General features: G+C 43.5%; 18 protein-coding genes. 13 read left to right on the forward strand and 5 right to left on the reverse strand.

Annotated elements, in window-relative coordinates; all coding sequences use genetic code 11:
- Positions 1-67 precede the first annotated feature (67 nt).
- A complete protein-coding gene (locus AB4263_RS03230) occupies positions 68-811 on the reverse strand; it encodes a TetR/AcrR family transcriptional regulator (protein ID WP_017064637.1) in 744 nt (247 codons plus the stop codon).
- A gap of 150 nt (positions 812-961) precedes the next feature.
- Between AB4263_RS03230 and AB4263_RS03235 the strand changes: the two genes are divergently transcribed.
- From AB4263_RS03235 to AB4263_RS03245, 3 genes are read left to right on the forward strand one after another with little or no spacing between them, the layout of a single operon-like run.
- Complete coding sequence (locus AB4263_RS03235) at positions 962-2,050, forward strand: efflux RND transporter periplasmic adaptor subunit (RefSeq protein ID WP_065584249.1); 1,089 nt, start codon at positions 962-964, stop codon at positions 2,048-2,050.
- Positions 2,050-3,105 carry an efflux RND transporter periplasmic adaptor subunit gene (locus AB4263_RS03240; protein WP_372097480.1) on the forward strand — a complete coding sequence of 352 codons (1,056 nt, stop codon included), beginning with the start codon at positions 2,050-2,052 and terminating at the stop codon, positions 3,103-3,105. Before AB4263_RS03235 ends, AB4263_RS03240 begins: the two co-directional genes overlap by 1 nt.
- On the forward strand, positions 3,102-6,161 hold the full coding sequence (locus tag AB4263_RS03245; protein WP_372097482.1) for an efflux RND transporter permease subunit: 3,060 nt from the start codon (positions 3,102-3,104) through the stop codon (positions 6,159-6,161). Before AB4263_RS03240 ends, AB4263_RS03245 begins: the two co-directional genes overlap by 4 nt.
- Before the next feature lie 179 nt (positions 6,162-6,340).
- Here the strand turns inward: AB4263_RS03245 and AB4263_RS03250 are convergent, their stop codons facing one another.
- Positions 6,341-7,078, reverse strand: a complete 738-nt coding sequence (locus tag AB4263_RS03250) for an EAL domain-containing protein (protein WP_372097484.1) — start codon at positions 7,076-7,078, stop codon at positions 6,341-6,343.
- A gap of 575 nt (positions 7,079-7,653) precedes the next feature.
- Positions 7,654-8,289 carry a hypothetical protein gene (locus AB4263_RS03255; RefSeq protein WP_017067365.1) on the reverse strand — a complete coding sequence of 212 codons (636 nt, stop codon included), beginning with the start codon at positions 8,287-8,289 and terminating at the stop codon, positions 7,654-7,656.
- Between the two features lie 252 nt (positions 8,290-8,541).
- On the opposite strand from AB4263_RS03255, the gene AB4263_RS03260 reads away from it, so the two are divergent.
- The 3 genes from AB4263_RS03260 (at position 8,542) to AB4263_RS03270 (ending at position 10,046) form a co-directional block, all read left to right on the forward strand.
- Positions 8,542-8,787 (forward strand): DUF2164 domain-containing protein, encoded by a 246-nt coding sequence (locus AB4263_RS03260; RefSeq protein ID WP_017059821.1) that lies wholly within the window; start codon positions 8,542-8,544, stop codon positions 8,785-8,787.
- 153 nt (positions 8,788-8,940) lie between these two features.
- A complete protein-coding gene (locus AB4263_RS03265; RefSeq protein ID WP_017067366.1) occupies positions 8,941-9,480 on the forward strand; it encodes a cytochrome b in 540 nt (179 codons plus the stop codon).
- Positions 9,477-10,046 carry a YceI family protein gene (locus AB4263_RS03270; RefSeq protein WP_017064630.1) on the forward strand — a complete coding sequence of 190 codons (570 nt, stop codon included), beginning with the start codon at positions 9,477-9,479 and terminating at the stop codon, positions 10,044-10,046. The genes AB4263_RS03265 and AB4263_RS03270 overlap by 4 nt, the downstream gene beginning before the upstream one ends.
- A 274-nt stretch (positions 10,047-10,320) precedes the next feature.
- Here the strand turns inward: AB4263_RS03270 and focA are convergent, their stop codons facing one another.
- The gene (gene focA / locus AB4263_RS03275; protein WP_050650436.1) at positions 10,321-11,772 is read right to left on the reverse strand and encodes a formate transporter FocA; all 1,452 of its coding nucleotides are present in this window, start codon (positions 11,770-11,772) and stop codon (positions 10,321-10,323) included.
- Positions 11,773-12,045: 273 nt separating this feature from the next.
- On the opposite strand from focA, the gene AB4263_RS03280 reads away from it, so the two are divergent.
- Both AB4263_RS03280 and AB4263_RS03285 read left to right on the forward strand, forming a co-directional pair.
- The gene (locus AB4263_RS03280; protein ID WP_102333462.1) at positions 12,046-12,951 is read left to right on the forward strand and encodes a LysR substrate-binding domain-containing protein; all 906 of its coding nucleotides are present in this window, start codon (positions 12,046-12,048) and stop codon (positions 12,949-12,951) included.
- Between the two features lie 205 nt (positions 12,952-13,156).
- Positions 13,157-13,651: a DUF1097 domain-containing protein gene (locus tag AB4263_RS03285; RefSeq protein WP_017059817.1), complete on the forward strand. Its 495-nt coding sequence runs from the start codon at positions 13,157-13,159 to the stop codon at positions 13,649-13,651.
- A 171-nt stretch (positions 13,652-13,822) separates the two neighbouring features.
- On the opposite strand, the gene AB4263_RS03290 is transcribed toward AB4263_RS03285, so the two are convergent.
- Positions 13,823-15,580 (reverse strand): ATP-dependent endonuclease, encoded by a 1,758-nt coding sequence (locus tag AB4263_RS03290; RefSeq protein WP_372097486.1) that lies wholly within the window; start codon positions 15,578-15,580, stop codon positions 13,823-13,825.
- 238 nt (positions 15,581-15,818) lie between these two features.
- Between AB4263_RS03290 and AB4263_RS03295 the strand changes: the two genes are divergently transcribed.
- From AB4263_RS03295 to AB4263_RS03315, 5 genes are all read left to right on the forward strand, one after another.
- Positions 15,819-17,558, forward strand: a complete 1,740-nt coding sequence (locus AB4263_RS03295) for a bifunctional UDP-sugar hydrolase/5'-nucleotidase (RefSeq protein ID WP_017072165.1) — start codon at positions 15,819-15,821, stop codon at positions 17,556-17,558.
- Positions 17,559-18,132: 574 nt separating this feature from the next.
- Positions 18,133-19,134, forward strand: coding sequence for a TerC/Alx family metal homeostasis membrane protein (locus AB4263_RS03300; protein ID WP_017059813.1), 1,002 nt, complete (start codon positions 18,133-18,135; stop codon positions 19,132-19,134).
- A gap of 313 nt (positions 19,135-19,447) precedes the next feature.
- Positions 19,448-19,636 (forward strand): hypothetical protein, encoded by a 189-nt coding sequence (locus AB4263_RS03305; RefSeq protein WP_017059812.1) that lies wholly within the window; start codon positions 19,448-19,450, stop codon positions 19,634-19,636.
- Between the two features lie 193 nt (positions 19,637-19,829).
- Positions 19,830-20,570 (forward strand): DUF1223 domain-containing protein, encoded by a 741-nt coding sequence (locus AB4263_RS03310; protein WP_372097488.1) that lies wholly within the window; start codon positions 19,830-19,832, stop codon positions 20,568-20,570.
- Positions 20,571-20,713: 143 nt separating this feature from the next.
- Positions 20,714-22,003 carry a DEAD/DEAH box helicase gene (locus AB4263_RS03315; RefSeq protein WP_372097490.1) on the forward strand — a complete coding sequence of 430 codons (1,290 nt, stop codon included), beginning with the start codon at positions 20,714-20,716 and terminating at the stop codon, positions 22,001-22,003.
- The last annotated feature ends 135 nt before the right edge of the window (positions 22,004-22,138 follow it).

Here is a 22,138-nt window from a genome sequence, read left to right on the forward strand (position 1 = left end):
CCGTTACAGTGACTTCTGTAACGGCGCGTTTTTGTATCTTATAAGCTCATCATGGGTATGAACCCGATTAAGCTTTATGTTCCTGGTTACACTTCCATTCACATGGCACTTCATAAATCAGCTCTTCAATCGAGGTTGGATTTAGAGCCCACTCTTCATCAATATTGAACTTGCTGACCATCTGCGTGTTGAAAAGCTGCCAATGCTTAAGTAGGGCGTCTTCGGGTGAGGTGACCATATCACCTTCATTCCAAGTGCTTTCCATAAAGGGAGTGAGGCATACAGCGCCGTTTGCGTACATGATCATTTGCCATTTAACTTCGTAAATGTTGATCATTTTGTCTGGGTTAGCTGCATTGTACTCAGCGGCAAGCCCGTTAATCTCTTTTTCAACATCGCCGACATTGTCGATGAAGTAATCAACTAGGTTGTCTTCTTGGCGAACAGAGTCTGAAATAAGCTGCATTGGCCTACGTGAGTGAATCATGTTGGTGAACAGACGCATGCTAAACAGGTAGATAGCGATATTTGGCGCAACATCTTTTGGCAGCTCTTCCATAATCTTACTGATGTAAGACTGAAAATAATCGTGTAAACAATCACTTATTGCATGCCAAATCTTTTCTTTGCTACCAAAGTGGTGGCGGATAAGGCTATGCGAGACGCCTGCCTTTTCACTGATGTTTCGCAGTGATACACGATCGTAGCCAAAGTCACAGAACATGTCTGCGGCAACGCTCATGATCAAAAATCTAGTCTCTTCAGCGTCTTTTGCGCTTCTTCTACCTTGTTTCTTTTCGGTCATCTTCATTTCACATAATTACCTGATTACAACATTCTACACTGTTTTTACTGAAATAAAAAATACTGCACAAGTGGAAAGTAAAGCTTGAGAATTATTTAATATTAAATATACTGCCCACCTGTGTAATAAATCATAATAATTAAACGGAGAGGCATCATGCAGTTCAATTTGTCGATCAATGCCATATCGAGCAAGCGCATGGGAGCTGTTATTGCAGCACTATTGCTCGCAGGCTCTCTAACTGGATGTGACAAAGTTCAGTCAGAGGAAAATGTGCAGGTAATCAAGCCAGTCAAGCTGTTCGAAATCCCACAACAGACTGATATTGATCTCGATAGCTTCATTGCAAAGGTTGATGCAACCGACCGTGCGGCACTTTCTTTCCAAGTGGGTGGAGATATAGAAACCTTCGATGTTCGTATGGGACAAGAAGTGAAGAAAGGTCAGGTGTTAGCCGTATTAGACGCGACGGATTACCGTATTGCCGTTGACGCAGCCCAAGCTAAATTTGATCTGGCGAACAGCCAATACAAACAAGCTTCTGAGTTGTATGCGAAAAAACTGGTCAGTACCGATTACTACGACCAAGCCGTAAACACCTTTACTGCCGCTGAAGTTGAGTTGGACCAAGCAAAAACAAACCTTGGCTACACTACCTTAGTTGCTCCATTCGATGGCGTGGTATCGATGGTGTTTGGAAAGCAATATCAATTGATCGCAGAAAAGCAGCCTGTACTGAATATTTTGAATCACAGTGAAATGGATGTGACGTTTTCAATTCCAGTATCAAAGCTTGAAGACCGTTCTATTCAAGACCTAACGAGCTCAAACATGTGGGTTGTGATGGACAGCCACCGCGGCATTCGTATCCCGACTCGCTTTAAAGAAATCTCAACGCAACCAGATGAAGATACCAACAGCTACCAAGCGGTTGTGTCTATCGAAAAGCCAGAAGGCATCAATCTACTTTCTGGTATGACAGCGCAAGTTGAAGTTCAGAAAAGTAAATCTGACTACGGCATTGGTATTGTGGATTCAGCTTGGTTAAACAAAGACGTAGGCCATGGTGAACTATGGCGTTATAACCCTGACTCTCAACTGATTTCTAAAGTACAAGTCCTTCTTGATGAGCAAGGCAAGGTTATCGACGGATTGTCGTCTGGTGACCTTATCGTTGAAGCGGGTGTGGATGCGTTATCAGACGGACAACAAGTAAAAGCTTGGCTTCGTGAGGGCGGTATTTAATGAACCTTTCAAAATTATCAGTTGTTGTCGCGTCGGTTCTGTTACTTCAAGCCTGTAACAATGAAGCTGTACACCGTGAACAACCGCCTTTGTTGGTTTCTACCTTTGAAGTTGGCGCGCCGCTGACTAATCAGTTCAGAAGTTTTAATGGACAGGTGATGCCAGCTGAATTGACTCCCTTGGCATTTAAGCTTGCAGGCGAGATTCAACAAGTACTAGTCGAAGCGGGCGATAACGTCGAAAAAGGGCAGTTATTAGCCACCTTAGATAACGCAACGTACGTACAAGATCTGACTGATGCTCAATCTCAATTCAAACTGGCAAGCAAACAGTTGGCCCGTGGAACGGAGATGTTTGGCAGCGAAATGTTATCGCAATCAGAACACGACCAACTGACGGCTAACTATAAGCTCGCATCGGCGAATTTGGCGGCGGCGAAACGCAAGCTGAGTTACACAGAACTTTTAGCGCCGTTCTCAGGAACAGTTTCAACTGTCGATAAGCAACGATTCGAAAATACGACGCCTGGAGAAACACTACTGAGTGTGTACCAGAGCGACAAGGTGTATGTGCGAATTCAAGTATCAGATTCGATCTTGGCGTCAATTAGCCCAGACATGCGTTCAAATAGCTATCGTCCTGAGGCGACCTTTGGCGGTCACACAGGCCAGTATCCACTGACGTATCTTGAACACACCAGTGAACTGCACCCACAATCCCGTACCTACGAGTTTTGGATGCAGATGCAGCAGCCTGAAAGTGAAATTCTGCCGGGCACGAGCGTTACGGTCAATGTAGATATGGCGAAAGCGGGCCTGAGCGATGTTCAAGGCTACCAGTTACCAATGACAACGCTAGAAGCGGGCTCTGAAGCGAATCAGTTCTATGTGTGGAAAATGGAAGACGGACAAGCATTCAAAAGCGAAGTAGAAGTCGACAAGATCAGTGGCCAAGGCGCACTCATCGCTCATGGTGTTGAGCAAGGTGAGCTACTCGTAAATTCGAATTTAAGAAAACTCCGTGACGGAATCCAATTGTCAGGAAAAGCAGAATGAACATCGCAGAATATTCAATAAAGAACAAAGTAATCAGCTGGCTGTTTCTAGTCATTTTGGCCATTGGCGGTGTGACGTCTTTTGGTAATCTATCCCGTTTAGAAGACCCAGCTTTTACCATTAAAGATGCAATGATTATTTCAACTTACCCTGGCGCTACGTCAATGGAAGTTGAAGAAGAGCTGACTTACCCACTAGAAAAAGAGATAAGACAGCTTCCGTACATCGACAAGATTACCTCGACATCATCGAACGGTATGTCCCAAATTATGGTCAGTATGAAGATGGACTACGGTCCAGACGAGCTGCCTCAGATCTGGGATGAAATGCGCCGTAAGATCAACGATCTACAACCAACACTTCCAAGTGGTGTAAATTCCGTTCAGATCATCGATGATTTTGGTGATGTGTTTGGTGTGATGATCATGCTGACCGGTGATGGTTACGATTACGTTGAGCTCAAACAGTACGCAGATTACCTAACGCGTGAAATCGAACTGGTCGACGGTGTCGGTAAAGTAAGCATTGCAGGTGACCAACAAGAACAACTGTTTGTTGAGATGTCACTGGAACGCTTAGCCGCATTGAACCTAGATATGTCGACGGTTACGTCACTGCTAGCACAGCAAAACAGTGTGGTATCGGCAGGCGAGGTGATGCTGAATGGTCAAAGCCTTACGATCAAGCCAAACGGCACCTTAAGCACGGTTGAAGAACTAGAAAACCTGATCATTCATGGTCGCGATACAGGTAACCTGATTCGCTTGAAAGATGTCGCTGAAGTAACTCGTGGTATTCAAGAAAAGCCGGGCAATGTATTAACGTACAACGGTAAACCAGCAATCAACTTGGGTATTGCGTTCTCTTCTGGTGTAAACGTGGTTGAGATTGGTAAAGCACTGGATGCGGAACTGGATCGCCTAGAAAGCATTAAGCCAGCGGGTGTAGAACTGAATTACTTCTACAACCAAGCGCAAGAAGTAGACAAATCTGTGGCTGACTTCTTAATCAGCCTAGTTGAAGCGGTAGCCATCGTTATCATTGTATTGTTGTTCGCAATGGGCTTACGCAGTGGTTTGATCATCGGTTTGGTTCTTCTATTGACGGTATTCGGTACCTTCATCCTGATGGATTACAACGATGTTGAACTGCACCGCATCTCTCTGGGGGCACTGATCATCGCGCTGGGTATGCTGGTGGATAATGCGATTGTTGTCGTTGAAGGTATTTTGGTGGGCTTGAAGAAAGGCAAAACCAAGCTTCAAGCAGCGAAAGACATCGTCAAGCAAACACAATGGCCACTGTTAGGTGCGACCATTATCGCTATCACAGCGTTTGCACCGATTGGTTTGTCGAAGGATGCGACAGGCGAATTCATGGGTTCACTGTTTTGGGTACTGTGTTTCTCACTGTTTTTGAGTTGGGTAACTGCACTAACACTAACGCCATTCCTTGCCGAGATGTTGCTTAAAGAAGAAGACAAGGTAGATGAGAACGAAGACCCATACAAAGGCATCCTGTTTGTGGTATTCGGTGCGTGTCTGAAAGTAGCACTTCGATTTAGATGGCTTACTGTAGTTAGTATGGTCGCTTTATTAGCAGTTTCTGTCGTCGGTTTTGGTATGGTGAAGCAGCAGTTCTTCCCGCCGTCAAATACCCCAATGTTTTACGTAGACATGTGGATGCCAGAAGGTACCGATGTTCGTGAAACGATCAAGCAGACAGAAAAAGTTGAAAGCTACATTCGCCAGCAAGACGACGTGGAGTTTGTAACGACAACGGTTGGGCAGGGCATGCAACGTTTCGCACTGACTTACCAACCAGAGAAAAGCTACGAAGCGTACGCCCAGTTACAAGTAAGAACCACTGACCGCGACACTATGTTTAAGGCTCTAGCGGCGCTAGACAAAGACTTAGCGAACGAATTTGAGCAACCAACGTTCCAGTTCAAGTTGATTGAGTTTGGTCCGTCACCCGCTTCAAAAATTGAAGCGCGTATTATCGGTGCCGATCCACAAGTACTGCGTAACATTGCAGTTGAAGTCGAAGACATCTTGCTTGCCGATCCAGGCTCTCGAAATGTTCGTCATGACTGGCGTGAACGCACTAAAGAACTTGTACCACTGTTCAACGAATCTAAGGCTCGTCGCCTAGGCATTTCAAAAACTGACTTGTCTGAGACATTACAGATGGCGTTTGGCGGTTACAACATCGGCCTACTGCGTGATGGTACTCATATGTTACCTATCGTGGCGCGTTTACCGGAAGAAGAGCGTTTTGATTTCGAATCGCTAAACAATGTGAAGATTTGGAGCCCATCACTACAAACTTACATCCCAGTTGAGCAAGTGATTGATGGCGTAGAGCTTCAATGGTCTGAGCCACTGATTCAGCGTCGCGACAGAAAACGTACGCTAACAGTATTGGCTGACCACGATGTTCTTGGTTATGAAACGCCAGCGAGTCTGTTTGCTCGTGTGAAACCAAAGGTAGAAGCATTAGATTTACCAGAAGGCTACAGCATTAGCTGGGGTGGTGAGTACGAAAGCTCTAAAGATGCGCAAGAATCTCTGTTTGGTTCACTGCCAATGGGTTATTTGCTGATGTTTATCATCACGATGCTTCTGTTTAACTCGGTTCGTAAGCCGCTTGTGATTTGGTTTACGGTTCCACTCTCTATCATTGGTGTTTCAATTGGTCTGTTAGGTACCAATATGCCATTCAGCTTCACAGCGTTCCTTGGCTTATTGAGTCTAAGCGGCATGATTTTGAAGAACGGCATTGTACTGCTTGACCAGATCAACAGTGAGCTATCAACAGGTAAAGACCCATATTTAGCGGTTGTCGACAGTGCGATTAGTCGTGTACGACCGGTATCTATGGCAGCATTAACGACTATCTTGGGTATGATTCCTTTGGTATTCGATGCATTTTTCGGCTCGATGGCGATTACCATCATGGCAGGCTTAGGCTTTGCTACCGTACTAACGCTAATAGTAGTACCGGTGATGTTCGCTATTTTATATAGAATCAAACCGTCCACTGCGGGTTATTAGGGAATGATATAAAACAGATTCTTTTAAGCCAGCCCAGTCAAATTTGACTGGGTTTTTTATGCGTGTTGTCCCGTCCTGAAATGTGTTGACACGTGAGAGCGGTAAGAGGGTACGAATAGGCAAGCATTAAAAAATCCGCTACTCAATGGGCAAGCGGCTTTAAGAACAATAGGGCAATTCTAGATTGCTAGGCGTATGTCTAATTCAATCGGCTTTGGCATGGCTAAGTGATAGCCTTGATACATATTGAAGCCTAAGCTCTGCATCGCTTGGAGTTGTTGTTGGGTTTCTATGCCTTCAATCACTGTCTTTGCGCCAATTTGGTTTGCAAGATCAAGCACTAACTCCATTTCTCGAGTGTCGCCTTGTTCAAAGTCCAACATAACCGAGCGGTCTATCTTGATGATATGAGGGTTAATGTGACGAACGCGTTGTTCGGTTGATGCTTGTGTTCCGAAATCATCAACAGCGATTTGAAAACCATTTTCCGCCAATGAATGGGCTGCGTCTTTCAAACGTTCTTCACTCTCTACATTAAGCTCGACCAACTCCATCACAATTTGTTCGCACGATAAGTTAAGCTCATGCAGGCGCTTAGCTAACAAGCTATCGCTCACTTTCTCTGCGGCAAATAACTCGCCAACATTAGGAAGAACATTCAAGAATAGGTGTAAATGACGAATAGTCGACTGTGCGAAGTTGCGTATATGAATGGCTCGGCTCAGCCTCTCGACATTAATTTTGTCTGTGCATGAGGTTTCGTCGGAATGAAAGAAGTGATCAGGGCGAACAATGGCACCTTTGCTGTTCGAAATTCGAACTAAAGCCTCTACACCTATCTGAGTCATAGAAGAATCAAATATAGGTTGGTAGACACTTCTAAGTGTTAGGTCTTGATATTTCGCAATAAACTGCATATCGGCATCCACAGATATACAGCTAATAAATTCACTTCTGTCTGATAAAATCATAGTCGCTAATAAAGGTGTTTATTTAATGACGAGAATATACGTCACGGCTGTCACAATATTGACAGGTGTTACTAAATTGTCAATTGATAAAAATTCATTTGTAACGTCAATATTTAAATTAATATAACTAACGAAAAATCAGCATGATAAATGACATTAACCATTAAATTTACTTATCACTGGCTGTGTTTGATAGTTTAAGTGAATCTAATGGCTAAGTAACGTCTCACATATTAACCCCAACCAATATAAGGCTAGAACGCTGATACACCAGAGAAAAGTAGGGTTAATGGCTTAAATTATGGGGGAGTGTCAAAGTTATAAAATAGATTGACTAAGCGAGTTACACAGAAATGATATCTATCTCTCAAAATCGAGACTGTGAGTCGATCGGCTATTAATAATTAAAACAGGAAGTTCGAATAATTAATGAACAGGGAATGAGTTATCTTTTATAAAATGTTGGGATGGAGGTCTAACTATTTACTTTCAAGACTGATTAAAAAAGTTGACCCGTATTCTTACTGCCATTGAAGTACTGCGTAAAGTTGCAGATATTTACGAACCAGTTGTTGATTTCCTGACCGCTTTAAAGGGTGTCCAAATTTAATGAAGCAAGGGCTGATTTTAAAATTATTATTTAAGTCAGTAGCAAATTGAGAATCACTCTCTCTTAGCGTGATACCTTGTTGACTATATTCCGTGATCTCATCTGGGAGTTCACCCATCCACCAATGCAATAATTCGCCACTGTTTTTACTTCGGCTAATCCAATGGTCGGAGACAATGATCAAAACGTCATTGGGTTGAATGGAAAATCCATACTCTTGTTGCCAATTATGGATGTCCAACATCAACTTTCTACGACATGTTTTCCCGGCGCTCACCATATGATGACTGATCATCCAAACGGTACCGATTTCGGAAGATATTCGGAAGTGTCGAGGCGTTTCTCTAGAGGAAAGCATTTCAAGTGGGCTGATGTTGCTTGCATGATTAAAGCTAACGAAGGTGTGCTCCATTCGGCGGGCAAATGCCTTACCTATATGGTGCTCACTGATCCCTTGATTGTGTACAGTAGGGTAGTGGCGTTCACAGAGCTTTAGGCAATCGTCTTGAAATTGATTAACGCTTTTAATCACTAGATCTAATAACAATGAAGTCCCTTATACACAGCTACTATCTTATTGATGGGCAATAGTACGGTAATTGCGGTTCCGTTACCTATCGTCAAAGTGCGAGTTCTTGATCTCTCTATCAAAATTAACCATTGCTGAGTGATTTTATGGATAGCACTGGCGCTCTACAGGTCTGTATTCTAAATTATGAGGAATTCTAGCTAGTTACCTCGACTATAGTCTAGTCAGCAAATCACAATTGATCTACTTACTCTTTATTTGGAAACATTCATGACCATTCAATTAGATTCGAAACAAAAGTCTGAGCTTACTCATACGCTCCAAAAGTACCTGCAGGATGAACTCGATGTGGAGCTTGGTCAGTTCGACACAGAATTCTTGGTCGATTTCATAAGTAAAAAGTTTGGGGCGGTTTACTACAACAAAGGGATAGAAGACGCTCAAAAAGTCATGGAACGTAAAATGTTAGATATCTCAGATGAGCTTTACGAGATCGAACAAATCGTTGAAATCTAACGTTTAGCCCAAACTTGTTCAAATAATTTGAATAACTCGTTTAATTTGAAATGATGTTACCAATGTAAAGCTTGGTAAATAATATGTTACACAAACTTGGTGTAGGGTACGCTTTTCGAAACTACACTACTCGTTAACATTCGGAAGAGATGCATGGACAACAACGTTAGAAATTACAACCCTTTAGCAAGAGCGATGCATTGGATTTCAGCTCTCGCGGTATTTGGCTTATTTGGTGTAGGCCTGTGGATGGTTGATCTTTCATACTACAGCGAGTGGTACAAAACAGCGCCAGACTATCACCGCTCGGTAGGCATTCTTTTGGCTGCCGTTACCGTTATCCGCTTGGTCTGGAAACTAGTTACCGCGTCACCTAAAGTGGAAGGTAAAAGCTATGAAGTTGCAGCAGCGAAGATCGCTCACGGCTTCATGTACATCAACTTAGCGGTTTTGTTTATTTCAGGTTATTTGATTTCGACATCAGATGGCCGCGGGATAGAGGTATTCAATTGGTTCACTGTACCAAGTATGGGCGAACTGTTTGCAAACCAATCTGATCTCGCAGGTACGGTTCACTACTATGCTGCATGGGTACTGATCATTATGGCATCAGTGCACGCCTTAGCGGCGATAAAACACCACGTTATCGACAAAGACGATACGCTACGAAAAATGATAGGAGCTTCAAAATGAAAAAGTCAATTATCGCTACAGGATTAGCATTTGCTATGGCAATGCCTTTCGCTGCGAACGCCGCTGATTACGTGATTGATACAAAAGGTGCGCATGCTTCAGTTAACTTTAAAGTTAGCCACCTAGGTTATAGCTTTATCCAAGGCCGTTTTAACACATTCTCAGGTGATTTCTCATTTGATGAAAGCAACGTTGAAGCATCAAAAGTAAACGTAACTATTGATACAACAAGCCTTGATTCAAACCACGCAGAGCGTGACAAGCACATCCGTAGCTCTGACTTCATTGATGCAGGTAAATTCTCTGACGCTACTTTCAACAGCACAAAAGTGGTTGATAAAGGCAACGGCAAACTTGAAGTAATGGGTGACCTTAAGCTTCACGGCGTAACTAAGCCAATCGTTATCGAAGCTGAATTCATCGGTGCTGGTCAAGACCCTTGGGGCGGTGAGCGTGCTGGTTTCGTGGGTACAACTCGTCTAGAACTTGCTGACTTCAACATTCCAGTAATGGGCGCTTCAAGCTATGTAGACATGGAACTACACGTTGAAGGCGTAAAAAAGTAATCTAGCTTTCTAGCTCTCTGACAGGTATCAACATTATTTAGAAATATCAAAAGTTTGGTCGATACTAAATAGGTCAGCAGTTAGAAATAGAGAAAGGCGCAAAGTTTTCACTTTGCGCCTTTTTTATTGAGATAAATGGCAACGCGTTTAGGTCTGTTTTGTGTCAAACCGTTTAGTACGTTAAAAGCCACCATTTGCCTCTAGCCAGTCAACGTTGCCATGACTGAGTTATCTAATTGAACTACTAATCCCTAATAGTTCAACTTACGATTAGTTAAGCTGTTTCTAGTTCAGCTTGAGGAACCACGTTTAGTCGGTCACCGTAGATTGGACGCAGTGCTTGCATCACTTCAATGCGAGTCAACACACCCACCATCACGCCATTTTCTAACACTGGAAGCATATGTGGTTGGCTTACTTTCATCGCTTTTGCACGCTCTTCTAGAGAAAGAGATGTCAAGCGAGTTGCGAAGCCCATGCTTGTCGTCGGGTACAGTTGCTCTTTGTCGATGCATAGGAACTCAGCAACGTCTACTAGCTTGTCGTTTGCATCGATTGCCACAACGTCACGGCTCATTAGGTCTACAACTTTTTGGCCTTTAGTTGGGATGTAATCTTGGCACCAAAGGTCAACCATTACGTCATGAACAGAGAAGATACCCACTAGACGACCTTCAACATCGCAAACAGGAGCGCTAACAAGTTGCGCGTCTAAAAGTGTATCAATCGCGACTGATGTTGGCATTTCTACGCTCAGTGTAATTGGTTGAGTGTTCATGATTTGCTTGATAGTAGTTGCTGTGTTCATAGTAATTTCCTTAACTGACGTAATTTCTGTTGTTTGTGTAATAGCGGTAATTTTTGCTGCTTTAAGTTGTGGGCGACGGTAGATGCTCCAGTTCGCTAAGCCGACCAATACTGAACCACCTACGATGTTGCCGATTGTCACTGGTATTAAGTTTGCGGTGACAAATTGCATGACGTTTAGGTCTGCATACTGGGCTGGTGTTGCGCCGATTTGCATCCAGAAGCTTTCTGGTGCGAATGCTTGAATCGTGATGCCTAGCGGAACCATGAACATATTCGCCACACAGTGTTCAAAGCCTGAGCTTACGAACATTGCAACGGGTAACACGGTCATCATTGCTTTGGTCATTGCGTTAGCAGAGCTGAACGTTAACCAAATCGCTAAACACACCAACAAGTTACAAAGCACACCCAAAGCAAACGCTTGAACTGGGGTGTGGTGTAGCTTGTGTTGAGCAATGTTTAAAGCGTTTAAGCCCCATTGCCCGCCATCCAGTTGATACAAGCCTGCTGCGCTTACCAAAGCCAATAGGAACATGGCACCGATAAAGTTGCCGACATACACCTTGCCCCAGATAGACAGCATCTTAGTGAAGGTGATTTGCTTGTTAGCCCATGAGATGCTTGATAACACTGAGCTGGTAAATAGCTCACCACCGCAAATCACAATCAAGATCAAACCCATACTGAAGGCAAGACCGCCGGCTAAGCGACTCAGTCCCCATCCAGCATCAGCGCTGCCCGTGGTTACCGTGATGTAGAATAAAAAAGCAAGCCCGATGAATGCGCCAGCCATGATTGCCAAACTCAATGTCATGCTGCTGGTTTTATTTGCTTTACTTAATGCAAACTTCTCTGCTTCCGCCATCATTTCTGTTGGTGAGAACAGTTGATGATTTTCAGAAGTGCTGGTTGCCATATCCCCCCCTTGAACAATCCGTCATGTGTAATTCCTAGTGTTAATGACCTGGTTAATCCGTAATGGTTAATCAGTAATGTTTTGCAGGGCTCGTTGTGTCCTGCCATTCCAGATTAGGGCGTTGAGGGGTAGAGGTAAAATTGATAATTTTTAGAAACCACATCAAATTTATTGATATAGATTTGGTTACGCGTAGAATGAAATTGATTGCTCATTGGCTTTATAAAAAACGAGCATCAGGACACAAATAATTAAAAGCATTAAGGATGAATTTTGCGTTATTCATTAAAGCAACTCGCGGTATTTGATGCAGTAGCAGACTCCGGGAGCGTTAGTCAGGCAGCAGACAAATTGGCGTTGACTCAGTCAGCAACAAGTATGTCTCTTGCACAGTTGGAAAAAATGCTCGGCAGGCCTTTGTTTGAAAGGCAGGGCAAGCAAATGGCCCTGACTCATTGGGGCATGTGGTTAAGACCAAAAGCGAAGCGTTTACTGCAAGATGCGCAGCAAATTGAGATGGGTTTTTACGAGCAGCATTTGTTGAGTGGCGAACTCAAATTAGGTGCTAGCCAAACTCCAGCGGAACACCTCGTTCCGGATCTCATCAGTATTATTGATAACGACTTTCCTGAGATGCGAATCTCGCTTGGCGTGCAAAGTACCGACGCAGTCATTGATGGTGTATTAGATTATCAATATGACTTGGGTGTTATCGAAGGTCGTTGTGATGACAACCGAGTTCACCAAGAAGTGTGGTGTACCGACCATTTAACGGTGGTTGCATCGGCTCATCACCCGTTTGCGAAGCGTGAACGAGTCAGCTTGGCACAATTAGAACAAGCAAAGTGGGTATTACGCGAACATGGTTCGGGTACTCGCAAAGTTTTTGATAGCTCTATTCACCATTTAATTGGCGATCTCGATGTATGGCGAGAGTATGAACACGTTCCTGTTTTAAGAAGTTTGGTTGCAAACGGCCCATATTTAACGTGTTTACCTTATCTAGATGTCGAACAGTTTGTTGAGTCAGGTCAACTTGTGACGTTGAATGTTTCTGAGCTTGAAATGGAAAGAACCTTGTCCTTTATTTGGCGTGCTGACATGGCAGAGAACCCACTTGCTGAATGTATCAAGCGTGAAGGTAAGCGCATGATGAAAGGCAAACGGTCGGTTCTTTAGCCGCTATTCAACACCAATGCTAATAACTAAATGTGTTGAATAAGCGATTCCGGTCTCTATCTAGTGATAAATGAACAACTTCATACATTATTAATGTGATCGTGATCGGCTAAATAAGGGCTATCTTCCCATAGTATGCTTACTTGATTTTAAGTGAGGCTAAATCCGGTTGCGTTCAATTACGTAATTAGGCTTTAGAAATAGTATGAGTACATTAGTCGCGATTTCATTAACAACAGGTATTTTGTCAGGTCTATGGGGATGGATTGCTATCTCTTTCGGCTTATTGTCATGGGCAGGTTTCTTAGGTTGCACCAGTTACTTTGCTTCGCCAACAGGCGGCGTTAAAGGACTTGCAGGTAGCCTATTGACCAACATGACTGGCGTATTCTGGGCAATGGTGATTATCGAAAGCTCAACCTTCGCAGGGTTAGAGATTTTAGGCTACATGATTACTGCTATTGTGGCTTTCTTTATGTGTATTCAAGCGAAACAAGCGTGGCTAGGTTATATCCCAGGCACCTTCATTGGTTGCTGTGCGACGTTTGCTGCAGGTGGTGATTGGCAACTTGTAGTGCCATCTTTACTGCTTGGTGGTGTATTTGGATACTTGATGAAAGCAACGGGGCTATGGCTTCACGAGAAATCGACTCAATCTTCGGAAGTTGTTGAACAACACGCTAAACAGGCAAAGGCTTAATTCGTTAGCCTAACCTTAGTTAGTCACTGTGAACTCTTGCAAGATAACCCCCAATTAATTTGTATATCGATTTATACAGGCACACCGTTTGGTGTGCCTTTTTTGGTTGAGGTGACTAGCTAAATATTTCATCAGTAGAGCAACTGATAGCATCTATAAAACAAATTATGTTTAGGTATTTCCATTCGCCATGGTGATCACGCGTTTTAATGTCCACCTTAATAAAAGCGGAATGCATTCTTGTCCTTGATTCTCGCAATGAGAAACAATGGCGAGTGCAAGGTCGGGTTTTGCATGTTTCTTCAATACCTTGGCAACCACTTTCTTTGGAGGGATAGGGTGATCGTATGGAATCTTAACCATGTCACGGAAAAAGCTCTCAAATCCATTCATATATAGGTAATGCTCGATATCTTTATCTGGCAGTTCCGTGAGTCGATGTCTTTCCTGATCATTACCAAGCTTCGATAGCACCGTTGCTGCGTATTTTTTACCCGCCGCATCGCCGTCAGTTACCACATGCCAATCGATGCCAAACTCTTGCGCGACCTTAATCAGTGCCTTAAGTCCTGATTGGGCGAACTCAATAATCTGCACACCTTCTGCTGCTAGGTTATAGCCACATTGGTTGGCAAGTTCATTGAACAACCAAACCTCGGTTTCACCTTCTACTAATAGCCAACAGCGAGCAAATAGTGCCCCAGAGCGGTGGAAGCGGATATGAAAACCAATTCGTCGAAGTTCATCCTTACTGAAATGGTTCATGTTGAGTTGATTGGCGATGGTTTTGTCTGACTGACGAACCAAGCGACGAATCGATTGAAGTGGGACCGCCGCAAGTAGGTCGCCACTGTTGGTGGTCAGGATTTTCTGCATGGGCAATTTCTGCATCAAGCTCCAAGCCCTTGCCAAGTGTGTTGGGTGCAGTCGACCCTCTGGATCTTCAAGGATCAAAAGAGGGCGCGCACATCGCCTTAAGTCGTTTGGCCCTTTAGCTTGTAGATAAGCGTTAAGTAACCCCATGAATAATAAGCGAGTTTGTTTGTTCTTGGTCTCTTCGACAAGTTGATGAATACTCTGATCATTGGCACCCGCAGAATAAAGCAATCCGTCTCGCTGTTTTCTAGGGTTACGACGAGAAGTACTTTTGAAAGAAAAATAGTGCTCAATCAGACTTTGCATCGACTCTAGGCTACTACGCATTTCACCTTTATTAACATGTCCGGGTATCGCCATAAGACGGCGGCAGGTGTTGTCTATTCGTTTTTCTATTCTTGCTTGTCGACCATTACCGTTATTGGCGCCGTTTCCATTTGTTGTGCCATTGCTCGTGTGATGGTTCCCGTTCCCGTTCCCGTTTGAATTTGCATTAGTTGCGTGAACATTAGTCGGCAGGTGAGCATTGTGGTTAAGGGACTTGCCGTTGAAAGGACGATCAAAGTGCCTTGCATCACGCAAACGGATAACGGGATGTAAGGTCATTAATTCTTGAGCAAGCTTTTCTGAATGATGAAGCTTGAGCGGATTACCGTCCAAACCAAGAAATGCATAGTGTGTTGTTGTCTCATACTGTTCTAACGTCGCGCTGATGCGATAGTAGATGCGAAATACGCCAAATTCATCTTGAACCCAAATAGGTTTGAGTTTGCGATAACGACCTGCGTTAAGTTCGCTCTTATCGTTAGCTTTTAAAGCGAGAACAATTTGAAGATGTTGAGACTGCGGGTGTGAAACAGAGTAATCGACATGAAAATCGGTCATTTCAAAGTGATATGGCACACCGTCTGAGGGCAGAATGACGGAAAGGGCATCCAATAATGAAGACTTACCCCAAGTATTTTCACCAATAAGCGTGGTTAGCTCGTCAAACGCGAGTGACATGCGCTTGATACCTCGAAAGCCAGAAATCTCGATTCTTTCTAGTTGCATAGGCTTACTCCTAACGGAAGGCTCTGCTAATTATTTGAAAGCTAACAGATATCTTTAATCATAATCGAAAAATCCAAATCCGGTATGCTCACCTGTCACAAAACCCGTTGTTTATTAATACGGTGCAAAATGAGATTTTTGATCTATCTCGAGTATTTTTTTGCAGTGCAGTTTCATAAAATTCACGATTCTGTCATGATTCTCGACCTAGTATGAAGGGACAAAGAGAGAAGAAAATATGACTAAAAAGAATAAGCCGACAAAAATAGTGTTGGCACACATCAACGACACCCACTCATACTTTGAACCAACCTCGTTACAGCTATCACTTAAAATGAACAACCACATCATTGAACCTTATGTCAGTGCTGGTGGCTTTGCTCGAATTTCAACACGCTTCAAACAAATAGAACAAGATGCCCAGCGTCAGAAGGTTGGAACCTTGTTCTTGCACGCTGGTGACTGCTTCCAAGGCACGTTGTACTTTTCCTTATTCAAGGGAAAAGCCAATGCCGATTTGTTGAATGCCCTTAATATAGATGCCATGACGCTCGGTAATCACGAGTTAGACATGGGTAATGAGCCCGTTGCGATTTTCGCGAAAAGAATCAAATTCCCGCTGTTGGCCGGTAACTGGAATCTATCGAATGAGGATATCAATAAAACTCATACGCTAGCGGACAACGACATTGTTAAGCCTTATCTGCCTGAAACACGAAGTGCTTCTTTTATAACGAAAGAGTTTGATGGCGAGAAGGTCGCAATATTCGGCTTAAGCATCGACAAGATGGCAGGCATCGCTAACCCAGATATCGATACACCGTTTGAAAATGCTTTGGAAACAGCAAAAGGGACCATTGAGCAAATCCATCAAGCAGGTATCAACAAGATTGTGTTACTTAGCCATCTTGGTTACGAAGCTGATTTAGAGTTAGCAGCCAACGTAACAGGTATTGGTGTCATCGTTGGTGGTCATAGTCATCGCTTACAAGGTGATTTCTCTGATATCGGCTTAGTTAAAGATGATGAATACGGTGTGAAAATTGGCGATACCTATGTTGTGCAAGCGGGTTTCCACGCCATGAGCTTAGGACACTGCGAAATCGAGTTCGATTCTCAAGGCAAAGTGACGCACTTCAATGGTAAAAACGAACTGTTATTAGGCCGTCGACTCTTTATAGACGCGAAACTGAGTGAAGTAGGGCAAGACGATGCCCACGATATGGCGTGTGAGTTTTTAAACAATCACCCTAATATTGCAGTGTGTAAGAAAGATCCTGAGCTGCAGAGCATTCTGACGGATAAATACCAGCCGCGAGTTCGAAAGCTTCAGCAACAAGTGATTGCTCATGCAGACACTAAACTTCGCCATGTACGTATTCCAGATGCTAAAGGCCCGAGTCAACTAGCCCCCTTGGTTGCTCAATCATTTCACCATCTAATGAACAAGAAAGGGCATCAGGTTGACTTTGCCATTCACAACGCCGGTGGTGTAAGAAATTCACTGAACAGCGGCGATGTCTCTGTTGCCGATATTGCCGGAAAACTACTACCGTTTGCCGTACCTATTGGTGTGTATGAAGTAAAAGGTGAAACGATCGCTTGCATGCTTGAAGGTGCAATCAATAACGCGATTGATAATGGTGTCGTGGGCACAGGTTCAGGTAGCTTTCCTTATACACATAATTTGAGGTTTTGTTACCACAAAGAAGCGCCTATAGGACACAGGATTCACCATCTAGAAATTCACTCTGATGATTCAGGTTGGCAAGCTGTTTCTCGCAACCGTATTTACCGGGGCGCGTCGTCAGCCTATACAATGAAAGGCAAAGAGGGCTATAACGCTGTGTTGGATATGATCGGTGATGGCACGGTCACCACTGACTCTATGGCAGACTGCTTCATCGAGTTTCTGCAAGACCACCCAGAGTCGCTTCAACTCAATGAACCGTTGAATTGTATGGAGTGTTTTAGATAACTAAAGCTGATACTGATATTTAACACTATTACTTTGGGTTATTTATAAAATTGGCATTGTTTATGCTTTATCTCTGCAGGTCGCCTTCTTGTGGAGATATGCATGGATAAGAAAGATTGGTTAGATGCGGTAGCGGTTGTCGGTTGGGTATCAGTTTGGTCAGCGTTAGTGTATTTAATACCTGCCGCAGGGCTGTAAATTGCTCTTTTTGCAACTTCATTACGCAGTGCAATAGTGTGTTTGACTTGCGAATTTATTCTTAGAATCAATTCGCGTGTTTATTTGACAAAGTGGCATCAATCAGAAAGGAGCGTTTGCTCCTTTTTTGCTTTTTCCGTGCAAATTTATATAGACGAAACACAACCAGAGGATTATTATCCACGCGTTTGGGGAGTAGTTAGCGCAAGTTTACATATCGTCATCTCGTTAGGCCAAGAGTCTATCCGGTATGTAAAAGTGAAATCCCATATTTCACTTCAACGAGACCAACGCAATCACAGTCAAGATCCGTAATGGAGCTTGATATGCTTTGTTTGCGGAAGGTCTTTGTACAGTTCTTCCGCCCGGAGGAATAATGAACTCAACTCAATCTCTATTATCTACAAATAGTGAATCCTTTTTTTCATCGCCAATCATGACGACTTATGCGGGCTTTTTCCTGCTAACGGTTATTCTCGTCTCTATTGATATCTATCAGACTCGTGGCGGTAACGTTACTATCAAGAAAGCGGCAATCTGGAGTGTTTTCTGGTTTGTACTTGCGTTTTTGTTTGCTGGCTCGATTTACCTATTTTGGGACATTTATGCGCCGAACAGTGACTACACAGCGCAAAAAGCAACCGTGTCATTCATTACGGGTTACTTGTTAGAAAAATCCCTTAGCGTAGACAACTTGTTTGTTTTTGCGATGATCTTTGCTCAATACCAAGTTCCTGAGCATCTAAGACCTCGTGCGCTTCTTTGGGGCGTAATTGGTGCATTGGTGCTTCGTGCAATTATGATCGCACTAGGCGCACAGCTATTGGCGGAATATCACTGGGTGCTTTACGTGTTCGCTGCGTTCTTGATTGGTACAGGTATTAAGCTGGCCTTAGACAAGGGCGAAGAGGAGAGTGTGAATACTCTGCCTGAAAAGCTACTTCGTAAAGTGATGCCGGTAACAGAGGACTTCCATGGCCCTGCATTAATGGTTAAACAGGGTGCTAAATGGGCATTCACTCCAATGATGTTGGTCATCGGTGCGATCGCAGTCATGGACGTGATGTTTGCATTAGACTCTATCCCTGCGATCTTTGCGGTAACACAAGAACCGTTCTTGGTACTTGCGGCTAACGTGTTTGCGTTACTTGGTCTTCGCTCGTTGTATTTTGTACTGCAAGGTATGATGGACAAGTTCATCTATTTGAAACCCGCGCTTTCATTCATCATGGTGTTCATTGGTGTGAAAATGCTTCTGGTTGATAGCGAGTGGGCTATCCCAACTTACTGGTCATTGGCGGTATTGGTTTCTACGATGACGATTGCGGTTATAGCGTCGGTTTATGCGAAGAAGCCAGGCATTGAACAAGTAAATTAAAAACAAATATAACTTATCGAAAAGTCGATAATGAACACGTGGCTGATGAAGTGGAAAATTTATTTATGTAAATTTTCTGTGACATTGGCCACTTTTGTTTGCGGGGTATTTGTACTAAATGCATGATTTAAACACTATATTGAATTTGTACTCACATAATCTGCATATCTATTTTGTGGTATTGTTAATGGTTTGTTTTATTAGAAAAACTAATCCCAAAATCTAATTTTAGTCATTTTTTAACCTGCAAAAAATCACCTATTATTCTTGTCATCAGAACGAAACACATTAATAAATTTATAGAGAGGCAATCATGGCTCAAGCAGTACAAATGAATACTATCGCTGTTCCTAACTCTATGGATAAGAAAACCTACTCGGTTAACTTCAAAGGATTGATTGCACACATTTTCGATATTCTTTTCGTAGACAACTCTCCACGTAGTTACTACGCAAGCGACCTATCTGGTCACATGCAACGCGATATCGGTATTAACCGTTAATCTCAGCGTTAACATGTAAATATAGAATTTTAAGAAAACGCCAGCTTCTAAAGCTGGCGTTTTTGTATCTGAAATAAACTCAATCTCTTCGTAAACTAAGCACCTGAAAGAAACTCATCACCTGAAAGAAATACTTAGGCATAACGGTCTGTATTTGAGCGCCAGTAAATTCGCTTTGTACAAGGATCTCGGTATGTCACACGCCAAACGCAATTCATCATTGATTAAACTTTGTTTATTTGCCTTACCGATCGGCTTCTATTCCTCAGTGTCGCTTGCACAAACCTGGAGTAATGAAGGCCAGCCCGCACAGGTTATCGAGCTCTTCACCTCTGAAGGTTGTTCAAGTTGTCCACCTGCTGATGCCTACCTTAGTACTTTTGAAGACCACCCTAAACTTTGGACACAAGTCATTCCGCTCGCCTATCACGTCGATTATTGGGATTACCTAGGGTGGGGAGATAAGTTCGCGAGCAAGGCGTTCAGTCAGAAGCAACGACTGTATAAAGCTTATGGCGTAACAAGTGGGGTTTACACGCCGGGCTTTATCGTCGATGGAAAAGAGTGGCGTGGTTACTTTAACTGGTTAGACAGAACCTTGCCTTCGCTTAAACAACAAAATAACCCCAAGCTAACGGTCAATCACAAAGGTGATACGTTCAGCGTAAGTTACGAAGGCAAAGGGGATTATGTTGCTCATATAGCCTTGTTGGCGATGAACGAAGTCACCAGCGTTAAAGCGGGCGAGAACAGAGGTAAAAAACTTGAGCACGATTTTGTCGTGGTTTACGACGGCTATCAACGTGGTGAATTCAAATGGCAATTCAATATCGACTTCTCCCCGTTAGTCGCCACGCCAGATGCTGTAGCCGTGTGGTTAACTGAGCTCAACTCGTACACGCCAGAGCAAACGGTAGCGGGCTGGCTTAACTAAATTTGCGATAACTTGATATCTGGATGTGTTTTAGAGGGGCTTAATCGCTGAAACACGGGAGAAAGGGGCGATTTAGTTACGTAATACTGCTGAAATACGTTAATATAGCGCGCTATTATTTTAGCTTTGAGTTCCTGCAATTAATGACTAACACCACAACACCAACCAACTTCTCTGATCTTGGCTTAATCTCTCCTTTGATGGCTCGTTTAACAGAGCTTGAATACCAACAGCCAACGCCTATCCAAGCGCAAGTTATTCCAAGTGTGTTAGCAGGACGCGACCTAATTGCAGGTGCAAATACGGGTTCAGGTAAAACTGCAGCATTTGCACTGCCGCTGTTACAACAAATCCATGAAGATGCGCCTTTAGACCGCAGAGCAGGCAAAGGTAACTTTGTGTCTGGTCTTATCTTGGTGCCTACACGTGAACTTGCTAAGCAAGTGGCTGACAGCGTTAAGTCTTACGCAGTACACTTCAATGGTGCGATCAAAACGGTTTGTGTATTTGGTGGTGTATCGGTAAACACTCAGATGCAAGCGCTACGTGGCGGCACTGATATCTTGGTGGCAACACCGGGTCGTCTGCTTGACCTTATTTCAAGCAACGCTATCAAGTTAGACAAAGTGAAAACGTTAGTGCTTGATGAAGCTGACCGAATGCTAAGCCTAGGTTTTACCGAAGAACTTGATGCAATCTTGAAGCTCTTGCCGAGCAAAAAACAAACCTTGTTGTTCTCTGCAACTTTCCCAGAGCAAGTTAAAACGCTGACTCACGAACTTCTAAGCGATCCAATTGAAGTTCAACTTCAAAGTGCCAATGCGAGCACACTGGTTCAACGTGTATTCGAAGTAGAAAAAGGTCGCAAGACAGCGTTACTCGCACACCTAATTCAACAACATGAATGGCGCCAAGCTCTGATCTTCGTTAATGCGAAGAACAGCTGTGAGCACCTAGCAGACAAGCTTTACAAGCGCGGTATCATCGCAGAAGTATTCCACGGCGATAAAGGGCAAGGTTCACGTACTCGTATCCTAGAAGATTTCAAATCTGGCGAGATTGACGTTCTGATCGCGACAGACATCGCGGCACGTGGTCTGGATATTGAGAAGCTTCCAGTGGTAATCAACTTTGACTTACCGCGTAGCCCGTCAGACTACATGCACCGTATCGGCCGAAGTGGTCGTGCAGGTGAAGTTGGTCTTGCGTTATCTCTGATCGATCACGAAGATTACCACCACTTCAAAATCATCGAGAAGAAGAACAAGATTCGTCTTGAGCGTGAGCAAATTGAAGGCTTTGAAGTGGATGAAGAAGCGACAGCTGAACTGATCGCAGCACTAAAACCTGTTGCGCCACCGGCCGGTACTGGCAAGAAGAAAAAGAAGAAGAAAGCTCCAAAAAACCAAGATGTGTGGCTGAACAACAACTGATCTTGAGTCAGCAAGCCATATAAATCAATAAGTAATAGACATTCAAAAGGTGCTTAATTGCGCTTTTTTGTGTCTGTAGGGCTGGGATTTGAGTCGTTAATAAACGACTGTTGCGGTGTTAAACAACCCGATAAT

The organism is Vibrio sp. 10N.261.55.C5 (assembly GCF_041470505.1).
In the GTDB taxonomy this organism is placed as follows: Bacteria; Pseudomonadota; Gammaproteobacteria; order Enterobacterales; family Vibrionaceae; genus Vibrio; species Vibrio crassostreae_C.